Origin of the sequence: Chlorogloeopsis sp. ULAP01 (genome assembly GCF_030381805.1) — a bacterium.
Classification (GTDB): Bacteria; Cyanobacteriota; Cyanobacteriia; order Cyanobacteriales; family Nostocaceae; genus Chlorogloeopsis.
In genome coordinates, this window is record NZ_JAUDRH010000004.1 from 1 (window position 1) to 16,639 (window position 16,639).

Below are 16,639 nucleotides of genomic sequence, written 5' to 3' on the forward strand. Positions count from 1 at the left end.
CAGGGTAGCACCTGGCGTCACCTGGCGTGAGGGTGCGCTGTCTTCGCGGGTGGGGTATTTCTGTACCTCACGAAGTTGAAATCTGCTGTATCTAGTCAGGTAAGAGAACAGGGAAAGAATATAGCGATTTTAGTTATGTTGAAAAATAGCTAAATATTTGTTTTTTACAACCAAAACATTAAAGGACAGGTGGCATTCCTGTCCCGATAGTGACACATAATAATAAAAATTTGAACGCAGTTTTACCTCACCGTCTAGGAACCTGCAACCCTCTACGTTCTAGCATTTGCCTCACATCTGGACTAGGACTGTAGTTATAGCCATAGGAGGAGCGCTCCGAATCATCCATCACTTGGGGTGTGAGCAAAACAATAACTTCTTGGCGCTGGTTGACTTTATTTGTTTTTCTAAACAACGAACCCAAGAGGGGAATATCACCCAAAATAGGAACTTTGGAGACACTTGTTCGGTCTGACTCCTGGATAATACCGCTAAGAATTAGTGTCTGACCGTCGCGTAAGCGAATTAACCCCGATCTAAGACTTCTTTGTGCCAGCAGAGTAATCACACCATCAGGACTTGAGGTTGTACCATTAGGTGCAGACACAGTAGGAGCAACAGACAAAGAGACAAAACCATTATCATCAACTTTATCAACTTTAACTGCAAGAGTTAAACCTGCGTCTTTAATAATTGGTTTTCTCAAAATACCTCCTTCTCCTGTTACTGTTTGAATACCTCCATACACTTCTGCTGTTAACTGCACTTGAGCTTCTTCGCCTTCTTGCACTGTCAAGGTCGGGTCTGTCAAAATTTTGGCATTACCACTAGTGACTTGAGCTTGTAAGGTGGCAAGGAAGCGTTTAGGGAATTGGAACAGCGTTGGCAACCCGAATTCAATTCCATCTTCAGTTATTTCTGTTATGCCGGGTTGTAGAGGATTGCCGTTTGTACCAAAGGCGGGACGAGGCATCAGTCCATTAGGAAAGTTAGGGTTATCACCAAATGGAGCAGGACTTCCAGTACTTAACTTCCCAAAAGGAGCATTAGGTTGAGCATCAAAGAAAGGTTTTGACTCAGCGCCTTCTGGCAATGGAACATTGGTTATGGGTGGAGTAAGATGACCAGGTTTAGTCGTCTGCGCACTAGTAGGTGGATTAACACCACCAAAATTCAGAGCTGCTGCACCACCATCATTAACAAAGAAATTCTTGTCAACTCCAAAGGAAAAGCTAGTGTTGAAGTCCTTAGTATTCAGGAGGTTGACATCAATAATCTTGACGTTAATTGCCACTTGCCGACGGCGGATATCAAGCTGAGTTAGTTGAGCGATCGCAATATCAATTAACCTAGCAGGCCCCACTAAGGTAATGGAATTACTGCGTTGGTCTCCTGATGCCTGTAGACCTCGTAGTAATGGTACTATATCTTGAAAATCCGTACGCAGAGTTTCTACTTTGAGTTCAGTTGTTGTTTGAGTTTGGGTAACTGCGGTATTCGCTGCACCGCCTACGGGTACAGCATTGACACTGGTAACTAAGCGCTCACGTGTGATTGCACTTTCTGCTCCCAAGGACACCAGAAAGCTCAAAGCAGTATCTACCTTAATTTGATTAAGACGTAGATTCCGCATAACCAAATCGCGGGTGGCATTTGGTAGTTTCGTTCCCACAAAAACTGTGCGTCCATTGCGGTTAGCTTCCAAACCACTCAAGCGCAAGACATAGTTAAACACATCTTGTACTGGCTCATTTTCTATATCTATGGAAATTGTCGGCCCATCAGTTGCTGCACTAGCTGCTCCTTGCTGTCCTCCTGTAGATGGTGCTGATGTTGTATAAGCCAAGTTCAAACCAGCAGCACGGGCTAGCAGTGACAAAACCTCTCTTACAGGAGCATCTCGCAACACAAGCCGAGGTACGCGTTCTTGTGTTCCTAAATCAACAATACTTGGGGAGGCGTCCATATTTGAGATCGCAATATCTCCAACTGGTGGAGCTACAGCTCTTGGCAAGAAAGGCGGAGCTGGAACAGGTGGACGTCCGGGTTGGGCTAGTTGGGCAGTTGTACCATCAATACTGACTTGCGGATTAGGAACAATTGGAGTGGGGGAAGCCTGTACTGGAGCTGGGTTAGCAGCAGGTATTTGGGGAGATGTTGAAGCAGTAGTTCCTTCTGATGGCGTAAAACCGAGAGTCACTCCATTAGTTCCTCGCTTTACAGGTTGACTACTAGGCGTACCGTTACTTCCAGTTATTATCAGTCTGATACTATTAGTATCTAGCTGATTCATTTCAACTGACGTAATTCCTGGAGCAGGATTTTCTTGACGAAAATTATTACCTTTTGGTAAACGCAGTTGAGAATTAATAATATCTGCGACCAGAGAATTGCCCCTTTTTGTAGTGAAAATTTGGGGGCGGGAACTGGAAGAAGTTGTTAAAACAACATTGATTCCACCAGTAACTGGTTTTAATTGTACATTTGTAACTTGAGCAAGTTGTGCTTTAACTGGTTGAGCTACTAAAAAAACTATTGCAGTAGCACCTAATATTAATCCGTTACCGTGAAGTTGTTTCACAGTTCATTCCTCACAAAACACCAAATTTTTAGACAATTTTTCAAATATTTGTACTATCTAGCCTGGAAATAAATTTCCGGCTGAGAAGCTTATCCCTGTGAAAACAGGTTTGAATCCTTACCGAATTACTCATTCAGTGAAAACAGGAAAATCAGAATATATTTCCTAGTTATTTGTACGTAAGTCAGAGCGCAGTTGATTACTTGTATAGTTCCCTGAAAGTCTATGTAATTAACACTTTGGGATCAAACTCCTTATTTCCCCTTCTGCCTTCTGCTATCTGACTTGAAAGTCACCTCACCCCCTGCCCCTCTCCTTGCTAAGGAGAGGGGTGTCCGACAGGACGGGGTGAGGTTTTTCATGCCTGGCGATGAAACTTGTTTCATTGGGACTGCCATCTGCCATCTGCCTTCTTTTACTTTCCATTACTTTTTAGGAGCTGCTTGAGCGGCGGCAACTTCCTCTGGATTAAGGGGCATCAATGCTTCCAACTGGAAAGATGTAGAAATCGCTGCTGGGCCAATTCTACTTACTACTTTGTCTTTTTCAGGAGTTGGTTCTGGAGCCAGAGTGGATTGATAGTCTTTAACTATAAGCAAAGGCTGTAAACGCTCTATATTGCGGAGAATTGATTGTGTTTGTTCATAGGTGCCAATGATATCGATACTGATAATACTACGCTTCAATTTGCCATTAGCTCCCGCTCCTAGAGAATTATCGGTGATTGGTTCGGGTTGATTAGAAGTTGGGGTAAATTTCCTTAGTTTGGCTCTGACAGCATTGAAAGCAAGTTTCCCATTACCAGCTTCAATTAAACGATTCAAATCGATCAGCAATGTATCTAATGTTTTCTCGTCAGCAAATAATGCTAATACTTGGATCTGCTGCTGTTTTGCCTCGATTTGCTCCTGTTTTACTTTGCCCATCTGTTTGATGGTAGATTTCTTTTGTTCTACTTGCCCTTGCAGATCGTTTTGCTTTGCTTGCTGCTGTTGAAAGGATTCCCAAGCTGGCATCACTAAATTTAACACCATAAAAAGTGCTCCAGCAATTCCCAAAACTCCTACTACAATGCCAATAATTTTGGGTGTAAAGGTAATGCCAAAAATAACAGGGAAACCTGATATAGCCTCGTCTAGCTCTCCAGCATCAATAAAATTTAAATCTTCACTCAGCGTCATTTTTGAATGACTCCTGTTTTTTGCAGATTGCGAATGCGCGTTACTAATCCCACTGTGCCTTTTTGCTCTAATTCCCGAATTAATTCAGAAGCCGGAACATCACTCATCGCGGATTGAAGAGTGTATTTGACCATTTGTATTGTCTTTTTTGATGCACTTCCTGTTTGAGAATTGGATAATGGTGTTTCTACTAATTCAGCAGAAACAATTTTTGCTTCACTGGGTTTAAAGAAAGGAGATTGTTGTAAAACAAGCAAGAAATCGTTGACATCATTAAAGGAGCGAGCCACTCCATTAATTTCTATTCCTCCAGCAGGGTTGGTTGGTTGCTGTCCTTCTTTGGCGGCAACGGGTGCCATTTGCCTAATATTCTGTATTTGTACGGTTGCCGGAATGCGATCGCGTAATTCTTGCAACATTGCTGACCAAGGACGAATCTGATCGAATACAGAAACTAAAGATTGAGTTTGTTCCTTGATTCTGTTCGTTTCTTCCTTGATTTTGTTTATGCTTCCTATTTGTACTTCTAAGTTCTTGTTCTCCTGTTCTAACTGTGCTACCTGCTGCTCTAACTCAGCATTTTTCGCTTGCAAGAACCACCAACCAACTCCCACCAAAAGCGGAAAAATTAAGCCCAATCCAACTCCTATATATACAGGAGTGAAATTTCCAACAGGAAGTGTTGGTTTTGCCCTTTTTTCATTTGTTCTTTTGATACCTGGGCGATCGTTGAGAAAGTTAATTTCTAAACTGTACATTTTGCTACACCTCCCGCATTCCAAGTCCAAGCACTATTCCTAATCCAGGGCGCTGCACTGGTGGATATTTTTCTTCGTCAATTTGTAATGACAAAGCACCGACGGGATCTATTTGAGAAGTTGGTAAGCTCAACCGTTGCGTAAAAAATTCATCCAACTGTGCTAACCCACCTCCTGCCCCTGCCAAAAAAATCTGCGCTACTTCCAAGTTTTGACTTTGATTGAGATAAAAATCGATGGAACGGCGCAGCTCGTCTGTGAGTTCTCCTAATACCCGCATCATCGCTGCTAATCCAGGATTTGCCTCAGTAACACCAGTTTTACCTGCATCTTGTGGATTCAAAGGAATGGTAATTCCTCGCAACAACTCCATATCTCGTGATGCAGGCACACTCATTGCTTTTGCTAGCGCCATTTGCATCTGATAAGTTCCAAGTGGCACTGTCCGCGAAAATTGCGGTACTCCATTAACAACAATGGCAATTTCTGTGCTGTCAAATTCAATATCGACAAGCACTGCTGCCTCTTGTGGCCCAAATTGCCGCAGTTGATCGCGAATTGTGCGAATCAGTGCAAAACTGTTAATCTCTAATACATCGATTTGCAATCCTGCCTGTTCAAATGTTCTTATATAGGTATCAGTGATTTCCTTACGAGTAGCAACAAGAAGTACCTGTACCTTTTCAATCCCATCCTCATCTACAAAGTACCCAAGTTTCTGATAATCTACATCAGCTTCTTCACGTGGATAAGGCAAATACAAACCTGCCTCATGGTTTAACACCATCTCCCGTAATTCTTTATCATCTAATTCTGCTGGGACGGGTATTAGACGCACAACTGAATCTCGTCCCGTCACAGAAGTCGCAACTCTAGAAGCGTTGATTTTACTTTCTGAGAGTGCCTGCTGAATAATTTGTGCCATTGCTGGAGGATCAGCAATTTGACCATCGATAAAAACACCTTCTGGAACTGACACAGATGTTAAAGCGTCTAGTTTCAGGCCTTGGCGTTGCTTGCGTAAACGGGCTACATTCACGCATTGTGGTGCAAGTTCGATGCCAACTCCTTTATTAGATTTGCCAAACAGACTCGTGAAGCTTTTAACCACAGTTTTGCTCGCATGAATGCTAAATTGAAAAATTTAAATGTTAAGCTATTTTGTCCTTGGTCATTTATCCTTGGTCATTGGTGAAGAATCAATGACCAATGACCTTATAATCTCGAAAATTTTGTATCGTCTTTTCTCCTTGGTTGAATTCAAGCACCATAAACACAATGATTCAAATTCGGAAATTCAAACAATTAACTATTTGGGCGCTACTTGGTTTATTGACAACTTGGATTATCAGTTGCAGCACAGGTAACGTCAGCACAAGCACAAAACAGGCATCTTCAGGAGCGGCAAAAGTTGAGTTTTGGACTATGCAACTCAAACCTCAATTTACCGACTACTTCCAAAGCCTGATTGCAAATTTTGAATCACAAAACTCAGGTATAAAGATTAACTGGGTAGATATACCTTGGGCGGAAATGCAAAACAAAATTTTAACAGCTGTCTCCGCAAAAACGCCACCTGATGTTGTTAACCTAAATCCAGATTTTGCGTCGCAATTAGCAGGTCGAAATGCTTGGTTAGATTTGGATACAAAAGTTCCAAATAACGCTCGTTCCTCCTATTTACCCAATATATGGAAAGCTAGTACGCTTAATGGTAAGAGTTTTGGGATACCCTGGTATCTCACCACACGGCTAACTATTTATAACACTGATTTATTAAAACAGGCAGGTATAAATAAAGTACCCGGTACTTACACTGAATTAGCACAAGCAGCCCAACAAATTAAAGATAAAACTGGTAAGTATGCCTTTTTTGTTACTTTTGTTCCGCAAGATTCCGGAGAAGTTTTAGAATCTTTTGTGCAGATGGGAGTAAACTTAGTAGATGCCGAAGGTAAAGCTGCTTTTAACTCTCCTCAAGGCAAAGCAGCGTTTCAGTATTGGGTAGATCTTTATAAAAAAGGACTGCTTCCGAAAGAGGTTTTAACTCAAGGACACCGCCATGCTATCGAACTTTATCAAGCTGGAGAAACAGCGTTATTAGCTTCGGGGGCTGAATTTTTAAAACAGATTAGCAAAAATGCACCAGCGATCGCTAAATATTCTGACATTGCCCCTCAAATTACTGGCGATACTGGCAAAAAAAATGTAGCTGTCATGAACGTAGTTATTCCCCGCGATACTAAACAACCTGATGCTGCTGTTAAATTTGCCTTGTTTGTTACTAATGATGAAAATCAGCTAGCTTTTGCCAAACAAGCGAATGTTCTGCCATCTACAGTTAAGGCTTTATCTGATAGCTACTTTAAAGATGTACCAGTAAATGCCTCAACCATAGATAGAGCACGTACAATTAGCGCCAGTCAACTACAACAAGCAGAAGTTTTAACTCCCAAATTGAAGAATTTTAATGTCTTACAAAAGGCAATTTATGAGAATTTGCAAGCAGCTATGTTAGATGAGAAGACAGTAGATAAAGCTTTAGAAGATGCTGCGCAGGAGTGGAATAGCACAAGGAGTTAGTTAATAGCTAATGGCTAATTTTAAAAACCCAGCTCCCCGATTTCTCAAAGAAATCGGGGAGCTTTCTTGTTTTTTACTTAGTTTGTAAAAAATGTCCAATTAAGTATAGTGAACCGCATAAAACAACTAAATTATCCGTTGAGCTAAAAGCAGCTTCTAACCCTGAGAATAAATTTGGATAAACAACACATAAGTTTAATTCAGGGCAAATTTGTTTAGCTAGCACAGCTAATTCTTCAGGATGAGCTGAACTATGATCTAGAACAGGTACTAAATACAATCGATCATTGGGTTGCAGTAAAGCTTTAAAAATATCTTTATGGTCTTTTGTGGAAAGCATTCCCATTACCCAACTAACTGCGGGAGTATTGAGGGTATTTACATAATCTCGTAAAACTTGGGCGGCGGCTGGGTTATGAGCGCCATCAAGTAATAATTTATGGTTTTTCCAACTAGTCCATTGCATTCGCCCCGGCCACTTGGTTTTTGCCATACCGTTAACGATAGCCGCTTCAGAAATCTGCCAACCCCTTTGTTGCAACATTTCCAGCGCTGCTAAAGCTAAAGCTGAATTAGTCAGTTGAATTTGTCCTTGTAGCGGTAAGGGATATTTAATTGTGCTGTTTTGATTTATAATTGATTTATATTCTGCCCATTCCGTGCTAATTTGACAGGCGCTTTGAGGCATAAAGTTGGGGCATTGTAATTCTAAAATACGTGATCGCACAACTTTGTCTGCATCTGGTGGCAAAGTTCCTACTACAGCAGGGCATCCTGGTTTAAGAATACCAGCTTTTTCTCTAGCAATATGAGCAACAGTAGGGCCAAGGTTCTGCCAATGTTCGCGGCTGATAGATGTGATGATGGTGACAAGAGGTTGATCACAAACGTTGGTAGCATCCAAGCGTCCTCCCAATCCAACTTCTACTACCGCTATATCAACTTTTTGTTGAGCGAAATATAACCAAGCTGCTGCCGTAATCACTTCAAACTGAGTTGGTGGTTCATCCTCCAAACTGATAGCAGCTTGAACTTTTAGTAATAAATTACAAAATTCCTCTAAGGAAATAGGCTGTTCGTTGAGGCAAATACGTTCCGTCCAATCGACTAAATGGGGAGAGATATAGCGTCCGGTACGATAACCTGCCTCTGTCAGCACAGCAGAAAGATAGGCACAAACAGAACCTTTACCGTTAGTACCAGCAACCTGAATGACAGGAACTTGATGATGGGGGTTACCAAGACTCGCTAACAATTTTTGGATGCGTTCTAATCCAAGATTGACACCAAAGCGTTGAAAGGGTTTGAGTAAAGAGTCGATATCCATAACGTAGATACTAGTTAGTAGATAGTAGTTAGTGGTGACTACTAACCACTAACAAACCAAAAATAAAACCGACTGCCTCTCATTTGGAGAAACAGTCAGTTTGTTACTGATGATGCGGAGTATAGTTTAGGCTTCTCTGTTTAAAAAGTTTTGCAATTGATTTAGAGCAGCAGCACCAATATTGAAAACTGCCCAACCAGCAGCGATCGCGATCGGTGCTAACACAATAAGCAAACGCATATCTAAGTCCATATTTAGAACCCCTCTGTTAAATAGAGCTTAAAGTTTTATCAACTGTTCTCATTTTTATTTTTAGCCTAAGTGGGCAACTTTTCTCAATAGATTATGTAAAGAATATTTACAAAATTAGTCAATAATCATTGGTTATTGGTCATTAGTCATTAGTCATTATTAATAGGGAATAGGGTTGGGGGCAATGTTTATTACTCCCCGTGTCCCCGTGTCCCCGTGTCCCCTTGTCTCCCACTCTCCTTGTCCCCTCCTTCCTCAATGGGGAGCGCCAAAACCCATATCAGTTCCTTTGCCAGCATGAAAGAGCGCTAACTTTTTGTAACGCTCGGCGTGTTCAACTAGTTCTACCGCTTCAACATCAGTCACTTGACGCACTACTTTTCCAGGAACACCAACAACTAGGGATTTAGGTGGAACATCTTTATTTACCACTGCACCAGCACCAATAATGCTGCCAGCACCCACCCGCACTCCATTTAAAATTACTGCGCCAATCCCGATTAAACTACCACTTTCAATATAGGCAGAATGAACGACAGCACGATGCCCAACTGTAACATGATCTTCCAATATTGTCGGTTGACCGGGATCGCCATGTAGAATGGCTCCATCTTGAATATTTGTACATTCACCAATTTCGATGCGTTCTACATCTGCTCTAATTACTGCTCCATACCAAATGCTGGCTCCTGTCGCTATATATACCGAACCTATAACCACAGCATTGTTGGCGACGAAGGCAGCTTGAGAAATGTCCACAGAAGACCAGTAGGAAGCGTTTGACACGATAGAATATGAATTATGAATATGGTACTCAGGAACACTGGAGAAATCCAACCTTGAAAACTGGTTGCAAAACCAGGATATCACGGCGTCAAGACCGTTCACTGAGGCAGCAGTAAGTAGGTACCCTAATCATGTGGCGCAGAAGTGTAAAAAAAACTAACGTCACTACTAGTGAAGACAACAACATTGTTCTTGTACGCACTTCATGATGAATCCAGGCTTGCAGTACCCAATATTTGGTCCCGAAATTCAGTGTCCCCACTGCCGCCAGACAATTCCGGCACTGACACTAACAGATACTTATTTATGTCCTCGTCATGGGGCGTTTGAAGCTAATCCCAAAACTGGAGAGTTGATTCATCTACAGTCTGGGCGTCATTGGCGCAGGTGGAATGGGGAATGGTATCGGCAACATACTCATCCCGATGGTATTCGATTTGAAATACACGAAGCTCTAGACAAGCTATATACACAAGGTTATCGAGCAACACGGGTAATTATTGCTCGCCGCTATCAGGAATTGATGAGTGGCTACTTAGAGCGTAGTACTCCTTGGCGAGGGGGGCAACAGGAAGGAACTTCCGCCCGCCTATATGGTTTGCCAGTGGAGTTTAGCCCCGATCCCGCTGAAGAACCTTGTTGGGAAGTTATTAATTTTGATTTAGACAAAGAACCTGGTGTACCAGTACGCTACCCTTATTTCAGATTGTTTGAATGAACTAGGGACTGGTGACTGGGGACTAGGGATTAGTAATTAAGACATCCTAGCACCGTTTTCCCCAGTACCCAATACCCAATCACCAGTACCCTATCTATATGCACCACGTTTCAATTCGCACTGCTAATATTCATCGAGCGATCGCTTTCTACGAACAACTGGGGTTCACAGTTTGCGATCGCTTCACTACAGGCTACACCCTCGCCTGTTGGATGGAAGGGCTAGGTGGCAGAATTGAACTCATTCAAATACCTGAACCAAAACCAGCGCCAGACGCATTTGCTGACGAACATTATGTGGGGTACTACCATTTGTCTTTCGATATCACTGCGATCGCGACTGATTTACCTAGTTGGTTAACAAGTTTAAAAGAGCGCTTGGCTTTGGCTGCACAAAATCAGCCAGAGCAATTACAACCGCTCAAGGTACTTTTAGAACCGACGCAGCAACAAATAGGCGATCGCATTTATGAAATCACTTTTATTGCCGATGCCGATGGCTTACCCTTGGAATTCATTCGAGTATTAACAAAACTTAATTCGTAATTAATTAAAACAAGGGTAATGTTGCCTGTACTGTCCAACGAGAAGGTATTTTATTAACAAGTAGACGAAGTTGTTCAAAACCAGGTTTTCCAACTGCACGCCAATTATCAATCCAGCTAGCTAGAGTTATTGCAGCAGCATCTGTCCCCGCTTTAACATAGGCGTGATCAAACTCAGACAGCAGCGCTAAACTATCAGGTTGGCTAATACCTATGGCGCTACCAAGCCCAAGGGTTGGGGTTGAAGCTGTTGTCAGCCCACGTGGGTTATTAGCCAAAAGATAAGCTCGCAGCCCCATCACATCCTCGTTGTCTTGAAGAGGGCTATTTTGAGGGGAAGCAGTTTGTAACAAGTACAGAAATTTTGGCTTGTGTTGGGCTGCCTTTTCACTTCGCAGCCACTGTGAACTCACCCAAGCTACAGGTTGATAATTTTCTAATACAGCTAAATCCGCTTCTTCAGCATAGCCGTGCCATTGGTAGCGGGATTGATTGCTTAAGGGAACAAAACCTCCAGGAATCAATTTTTCTCCTTTAGGGATGCGATCGCAGTCAATCCAGACACGAGTTATGGCTGTAGTATTTGCTAGTGGCAGAAGTCGAATAGGAGCGACAATTACACCATTTTTTCTTACTTGTTCCACCCAAGCGGGTGACAAAGCATCTCCTGTTGCCCAAACAATTAAGCGATCAAAAGGCGCAGCAGGTAGATAACCTTCTCTACCATCTTGTGCTACTACCTTTACCATATCAAAACCTTGTGAAGTCAATAATCTAGTAGCACGCTCCACCAAATCTGAGTCTATATCTAAAGAAACGACATAACCTGTTTTCCCCACTAAATATGCCAGCATTGCTGTACTGTATCCAGAACCTGTGCCAACCTCCAAAACTCGCATCCCTGTTTGAACATCTAAAAGGCGTAGCATCGCCGCGATGATTTTTGGCGATGAGCTTTGCGGTATCGGTATACCATCGGCTTGCCTGACAAAGGTTTCGTAAGAAATTGCAGACTCTGCCCAATCTACTGGATCACCCATGTTTTTAGCGATGATTTTGAGAAGTTCAAAACTATTAAAATTTAGTCCACTCTTGCAAAGAATTTCCTCTAGCCGTAGCTAGTAGACTAACCTTATAGCTTTTTGAGAAAATAGAATTAATTTAAAAAAAGCCTCAAGTACTAAAGAACACGCTATAGTCAGAAAAATCTGTAATCTAATTTGTAGATGCTTTCAGCAAATACATGGGTGTTTTTACCGCATTGCATAGATATCGTTTTCTAATTTTTGTGTTTAGTCTCTGTTTGATTGCGGTTTTGCTACTGGGTAATGGATCTGTGACAAGTCAAATTAATATCGGATCTACTAGAGTAAATAATCGCAATGAAAATATCTTAAAAAGAACACAAAGAAATTTAGTGACAGACAACGTCCGTAAAACAATACTAGAAAATAATCTTACTATTCTGACAAAGGAAGTTCATTCCGCACCAGTGGTGACAGTACAGGTGTGGTACAAGGTGGGTTCACGCAACGAAGAACCAGGGGTAAATGGTATTGCCCACCAATTAGAACACATGATGTTTAAAGGCACAAAAAATCGTCCGATTCAATTTGGGCGTTTGTTTAGTGCTTTGGGTAGTGACTCAAACGCCTTCACTAGCTACGACCAAACTGCATATTACAATACAGCAGAGCGTGATAAGCTGCACGCTCTTTTGGAATTAGAAGCGGATAGGATGGAAAATGCTCTGCTTGATGCCGAGCAATTAGCAAGCGAAAAGCGGGTAGTAATTTCTGAGTTGCAGGGTTACGACAACGATCCAGAGTATCGCCTCAGCCAAGCTGTGTTGAGAGCAGCATTTCCCAAGCATCCTTACGGCTTGCCCATAGGTGGAACCAAAGCTGATGTCGAGAAATTTCAAGTTCAACAATTACAAAAGTATTATAAAGAATTCTATAGCCCTGATAATGCGGTTTTGATAATTGTTGGTGATTTCGACACTGCAAAAACTTTGACAGCAGTGAAAGAGATATTTGGGAAAATTCGGAAGAAGGATAGACAAGACACGGAGACACGGAGACACGGAGACACGGGGAATATGTTTGATAATTTCTCCGCGTCGCCCTCCGGGTTCGGAAGTTCAGACTCGACGGGAACCGCCAAGACTCCGACTTCCTCACCGCGTCTCAACCTCTCCGCGTCTTCCTCTCCTCTTGTATTACGAGAACCGGGAGCAAACGCACTTTTATACACCGTATATCCTTTGCCTGCTGCAAATCACTCAGATGTGCCAGCGCTAGATGTGATGGATTATATTTTGACGGAAGGGCGGAATTCTCGCCTCTATCAAGTGTTAGTAGAATCTGGTTTAGCTACTGATTTGACAGGTTATGTTACAAGCTTGCGTGAAGGGGGTTGGTACGAACTAGCGGTGACTGCAAATTCTCATCGCTCTTTGAAAAAGATTGACTTGGTGATGCAAAAAGCGATCGCCAATCTTGCCAAAACAGGAGTTACACAAGCAGAAGTAAATCGTGCGCAGGCACAACTAGAAGCTAGTGTAATCTTGGAAAACCGGGATATTACCAGTCAAGCAATGCAATTAGGGAACAATGAAACTACGATTGGTGATTACAGATATACAGATAGTTACTTAGCGGCAATTCGTCAGGTAACTGCACAAGATGTACAACGTGTCGCAAATAAATACCTACAACGAAAATTACGTACTATCGGCTTTTTTGAACCAAGCCAGATACAGACGGAAAATAATAGTAATGCCAAACCATCTTCCACACAAATTAAAGAAAATTTTTCTTCCGGCTCAACCGAGTTACCTGATGAAGTCGCGAAGTATCTTCCAGTGGTGGATGTAACAACAACGCCTGTCACTTTGACTTTGCCAGAGCAATTCACGTTGCCTAACAATTTGCGAGTGTTGTTATTGCCGGATCGAAGTACTCCTACAGTAACCTTAAGTGGAAACATCAAAGCTGGTACGGAATTTGATCCAGCAGATAAAGCTGGGTTGGCATCTCTTGTTGCGGAAAACTTGATGAACGGCACTAAAACTAGGGATGTGTATACACTTGCCAACACTTTAGATGAACTTGGTGCGAGTTTAGACTTTGATACTTACCGTGAAGGTGTAGAAATTGAAGGTAAAAGTTTGGCAGAAGATTTACCAATTCTAGTGCAGATTTTAGGAGATGTAGTCAAGAATGCAACTTTTCCGGCAAAAGAGTTGGAACTTTCCCGTCAACAGGCTTTAACAGATTTGAAGCAGGAATTAGACGATCCGGCAGAAGTTGCACAAAGAATATTTATACAAACTCTTTATCCCCAGAATCATCCTTTACACTCCTTCCCCACTCAAAAGAGTTTGCGCCAGATTCGCCGTCAGGATGTGATTGATTTTAAGCACAAACATTATCGTCCAGATACGATAGTGCTAACACTGGTGGGAGATTTTTCTCCGGAGCGAGTGCGATCGCTAATTGCAGCTGAGTTTGGTGACTGGCAAGTGAGCGGTGAGGCTCCAAAGTTACAATATCCAACCGTAAAAATACCAGACAAAATTGTCCGTGTTAATCCAGTGCTGCCAGGTAAAAACCAAGCAGTTACTTATATGGGCAATACGGGAATTAACCGCCAAGATCCACGATATTATGCAGCTTTGATCCTGAATCAAATTTTAGGTGGCGATACCCTCTCTAGCAGATTGGGAACAGAAATACGCGATCGCCAAGGTTTAACTTACGGGATTTACAGCACCTTTCAAACAGGGAAAAATGTAGGGATATTTTTGATTGAAATGCAAACAGCCCCAGAAGATACAAATCGTGCGATCAAAAGCACCCGTAGATTGATAGCAGAAATTCATCAACAAGGCGTTAGTGCAGAGGAATTGGAGACAGCTAAACGTAATGCGATCGGCAACTATAATGTCTCCTTAGCAAATCCAGAGGATTTGTCATCCAGAATTTTGATGAATGAAGTATGGGGGCTGGATCAAGAGGAACTGTACTCTTTTACTAATAAAATTGCGGCAGTCACTGTTGAGCAAGTCAATCAAGCAGCAAAGGAGTTACTTCATCCAGATAAAATTGTTGTAGTCACAGCTGGCTCTTCTGTCACAGCAAAGAAAAATATTAGGTAAAAAAAGTTAATGGCTGATGGTTAATCGCTAATGGTACAAACAAAAATTAGCGATTAACTTCTTGAGATTAAAGGCTATGATTCAATTCGTTGCGAAAACTTCCTGGCAATTCCTACAGTGTATTTACTTAACATTAGCATTGCTGTTGTGTTTTAATTTCATTATTATTACTCCTGTATTGGCAGACAATAATTCAGGAAATTTACTGAAACAAACACCAACACAAGTGACAGTCAGCCTCGGTAATGTAGCCAACGAACTGAAGTTTGAGCCAAATCATTTAGAATTTATAGCTGGTAAACGCTACACACTCCGGCTAGTAAATCCCAGTGCGCAAAAGCACTATTTCACTGCCAAAGATTTTGCTGATAACATTTGGACACAAAAAGTAGAAGCAGGAAAAGTAGAAGTTAAAGGAGCAATCCACGAGATGGAACTAAAGCCTGGTGCCGAAGCAGAATGGGTATTTGTAGCACTGAAGCCAGGAAAATATAGCTTACGTTGTCCTATCCCTGGGCATACAGAGGCAGGTATGACTGGAGACATTGCGATCAATTCTGGGCAGTAAAAGATTGAAAATAGAGGATGAAAATTACATTTTAGTTTTCAGCAGCAAAAATCTACGAATAAAATATGAGGCAAAAAATAAGTTAATTTAAGTATATGTATTACTTCTCGATTAAGTAACCAGGCGTAAATAAACATAACCATCAGGTTCGTTAGTTGCTAGTCATTTCCAGCAATAAACAACGAACCACTATTTATGCCTACCGCTTAAGATAGAAAAAAATAGCCATTTAAGCAGCAAGGCGCAAACAATAATTAATTTCCCATGAACATTTTAAGTAATCTGCTTTCTCAACCAGCTCAAGATAATCGCTCTAAAAGGCAGCGTAGAGGCATTGAAATTAAATCGCCACGTGAAATAGAAATTATGCGGCGATCGGCAACAATAGTGGCAACTGTGCTCAAAGAGATTTCTGAACTGGTACAGCCAGGAATGACTACAGCAGACTTGGATGCTCATGCGGAAAAACGCATCCGGGAAATGGGTGCAACACCAAGTTTTAAGGGATATCACGGTTTTCCTGGTTCTATTTGTGCCAGCATCAACAACGAAGTTGTACATGGCATTCCCAATGCCAAGAAAGTGATCCGGGCTGGCGATGTTTTAAAAGTAGATACGGGCGCTTATTATGAAGGCTTTCATGGCGACTCCTGCATTACTATTGCCGTGGGTGAAGTTTCTCCAGAAGCTGCAAGACTGATTCGCGTTGCGGAAGAGGCGCTTTATAAAGGTATTGAACAGGTAAAAGCTGGAAATTACCTGATGGATATCGCTGGCGCAATTGAAGATCATGTTAAAGCTAATCGCTTCTGTGTAGTAGAAGACTTTACTGGGCATGGTGTCGGGCGCAATTTGCACGAAGAGCCTTCTGTGTTCAACTTCCGCACTCGTGATATGCCAAATGTAAAACTACGTGCTGGGATGACACTAGCGATCGAGCCGATTCTCAATGCTGGTTCTAAGTACACCCGAATTTTATCCGATCGCTGGACTGCTGTGACTGTGGATAATGCTTTGTCAGCTCAGTTCGAGCATACCGTGTTGGTGACAGAAACTGGCTACGAGATTTTGACGGATCGTTCTAAAGTCTAGTTATAGATGCTCAAAGCTGACTTGGATAATGCCTAAAATAAGGCAGATTGTACTAAGCAATGACAGTTCTTAAAAAGAAAATAGCAC

The 16,639-nt window shown here is 42.0% G+C and carries 14 protein-coding genes; 6 read left to right on the forward strand and 8 right to left on the reverse strand.

Annotated elements, in window-relative coordinates; genetic code table 11:
- Nucleotides 1–247: 247 nt before the first annotated feature.
- The 4 genes from QUB80_RS08640 to pilM all read right to left on the reverse strand — a co-directional run bounded on the left by QUB80_RS08640 (nucleotide 248) and on the right by pilM (nucleotide 5,631).
- A complete protein-coding gene (locus QUB80_RS08640; protein WP_289789105.1) occupies nucleotides 248–2,581 on the reverse strand; it encodes a type IV pilus secretin family protein in 2,334 nt (777 codons plus the stop codon).
- A 425-nt stretch (nucleotides 2,582–3,006) separates the two neighbouring features.
- The gene (locus tag QUB80_RS08645; RefSeq protein WP_289789106.1) at nucleotides 3,007–3,762 is read right to left on the reverse strand and encodes a pilus assembly protein PilO; all 756 of its coding nucleotides are present in this window, start codon (nucleotides 3,760–3,762) and stop codon (nucleotides 3,007–3,009) included.
- On the reverse strand, nucleotides 3,759–4,520 hold the full coding sequence (locus QUB80_RS08650) for a PilN domain-containing protein (RefSeq protein WP_289789107.1): 762 nt from the start codon (nucleotides 4,518–4,520) through the stop codon (nucleotides 3,759–3,761). Before QUB80_RS08650 ends, QUB80_RS08645 begins: the two co-directional genes overlap by 4 nt.
- Before the next feature lie 4 nt (nucleotides 4,521–4,524).
- Nucleotides 4,525–5,631, reverse strand: a complete 1,107-nt coding sequence (gene pilM, locus QUB80_RS08655) for a type IV pilus assembly protein PilM (RefSeq protein WP_289789108.1) — start codon at nucleotides 5,629–5,631, stop codon at nucleotides 4,525–4,527.
- 167 nt (nucleotides 5,632–5,798) lie between these two features.
- Here pilM and QUB80_RS08660 point away from each other — a divergent pair, with 167 nt between their 5' ends.
- Nucleotides 5,799–7,103, forward strand: coding sequence for an ABC transporter substrate-binding protein (locus tag QUB80_RS08660; RefSeq protein WP_289789109.1), 1,305 nt, complete (start codon nucleotides 5,799–5,801; stop codon nucleotides 7,101–7,103).
- A gap of 73 nt (nucleotides 7,104–7,176) precedes the next feature.
- On the opposite strand, the gene QUB80_RS08665 is transcribed toward QUB80_RS08660, so the two are convergent.
- The 3 genes from QUB80_RS08665 to QUB80_RS08675 all read right to left on the reverse strand — a co-directional run bounded on the left by QUB80_RS08665 (nucleotide 7,177) and on the right by QUB80_RS08675 (nucleotide 9,468).
- Complete coding sequence (locus QUB80_RS08665) at nucleotides 7,177–8,430, reverse strand: bifunctional folylpolyglutamate synthase/dihydrofolate synthase (protein WP_289789110.1); 1,254 nt, start codon at nucleotides 8,428–8,430, stop codon at nucleotides 7,177–7,179.
- A gap of 126 nt (nucleotides 8,431–8,556) precedes the next feature.
- Nucleotides 8,557–8,682, reverse strand: coding sequence for a photosystem II protein Y (locus tag QUB80_RS08670; protein WP_016874084.1), 126 nt, complete (start codon nucleotides 8,680–8,682; stop codon nucleotides 8,557–8,559).
- A gap of 255 nt (nucleotides 8,683–8,937) precedes the next feature.
- Nucleotides 8,938–9,468 carry a gamma carbonic anhydrase family protein gene (locus tag QUB80_RS08675; protein WP_289789111.1) on the reverse strand — a complete coding sequence of 177 codons (531 nt, stop codon included), beginning with the start codon at nucleotides 9,466–9,468 and terminating at the stop codon, nucleotides 8,938–8,940.
- Nucleotides 9,469–9,676: 208 nt separating this feature from the next.
- Here QUB80_RS08675 and QUB80_RS08680 point away from each other — a divergent pair, with 208 nt between their 5' ends.
- Nucleotides 9,677–10,186 carry a TIGR02652 family protein gene (locus QUB80_RS08680; RefSeq protein ID WP_502875288.1) on the forward strand — a complete coding sequence of 170 codons (510 nt, stop codon included), beginning with the start codon at nucleotides 9,677–9,679 and terminating at the stop codon, nucleotides 10,184–10,186.
- A gap of 98 nt (nucleotides 10,187–10,284) precedes the next feature.
- A complete protein-coding gene (locus QUB80_RS08685; protein WP_289789113.1) occupies nucleotides 10,285–10,731 on the forward strand; it encodes a VOC family protein in 447 nt (148 codons plus the stop codon).
- Between the two features lie 4 nt (nucleotides 10,732–10,735).
- Here QUB80_RS08685 and QUB80_RS08690 read toward each other — a convergent pair whose 3' ends face one another.
- A complete protein-coding gene (locus QUB80_RS08690; protein WP_289789114.1) occupies nucleotides 10,736–11,770 on the reverse strand; it encodes a protein-L-isoaspartate O-methyltransferase family protein in 1,035 nt (344 codons plus the stop codon).
- Nucleotides 11,771–11,973: 203 nt separating this feature from the next.
- Here QUB80_RS08690 and QUB80_RS08695 point away from each other — a divergent pair, with 203 nt between their 5' ends.
- The 3 genes from QUB80_RS08695 to map all read left to right on the forward strand — a co-directional run bounded on the left by QUB80_RS08695 (nucleotide 11,974) and on the right by map (nucleotide 16,552).
- Nucleotides 11,974–14,892, forward strand: a complete 2,919-nt coding sequence (locus QUB80_RS08695) for a M16 family metallopeptidase (protein ID WP_289789115.1) — start codon at nucleotides 11,974–11,976, stop codon at nucleotides 14,890–14,892.
- 76 nt (nucleotides 14,893–14,968) lie between these two features.
- The gene (locus QUB80_RS08700) at nucleotides 14,969–15,460 is read left to right on the forward strand and encodes a cupredoxin domain-containing protein (RefSeq protein WP_289789116.1); all 492 of its coding nucleotides are present in this window, start codon (nucleotides 14,969–14,971) and stop codon (nucleotides 15,458–15,460) included.
- A 264-nt stretch (nucleotides 15,461–15,724) separates the two neighbouring features.
- Nucleotides 15,725–16,552: a type I methionyl aminopeptidase gene (gene map, locus QUB80_RS08705; protein WP_289789117.1), complete on the forward strand. Its 828-nt coding sequence runs from the start codon at nucleotides 15,725–15,727 to the stop codon at nucleotides 16,550–16,552.
- Nucleotides 16,553–16,639: the final 87 nt, after the last annotated feature.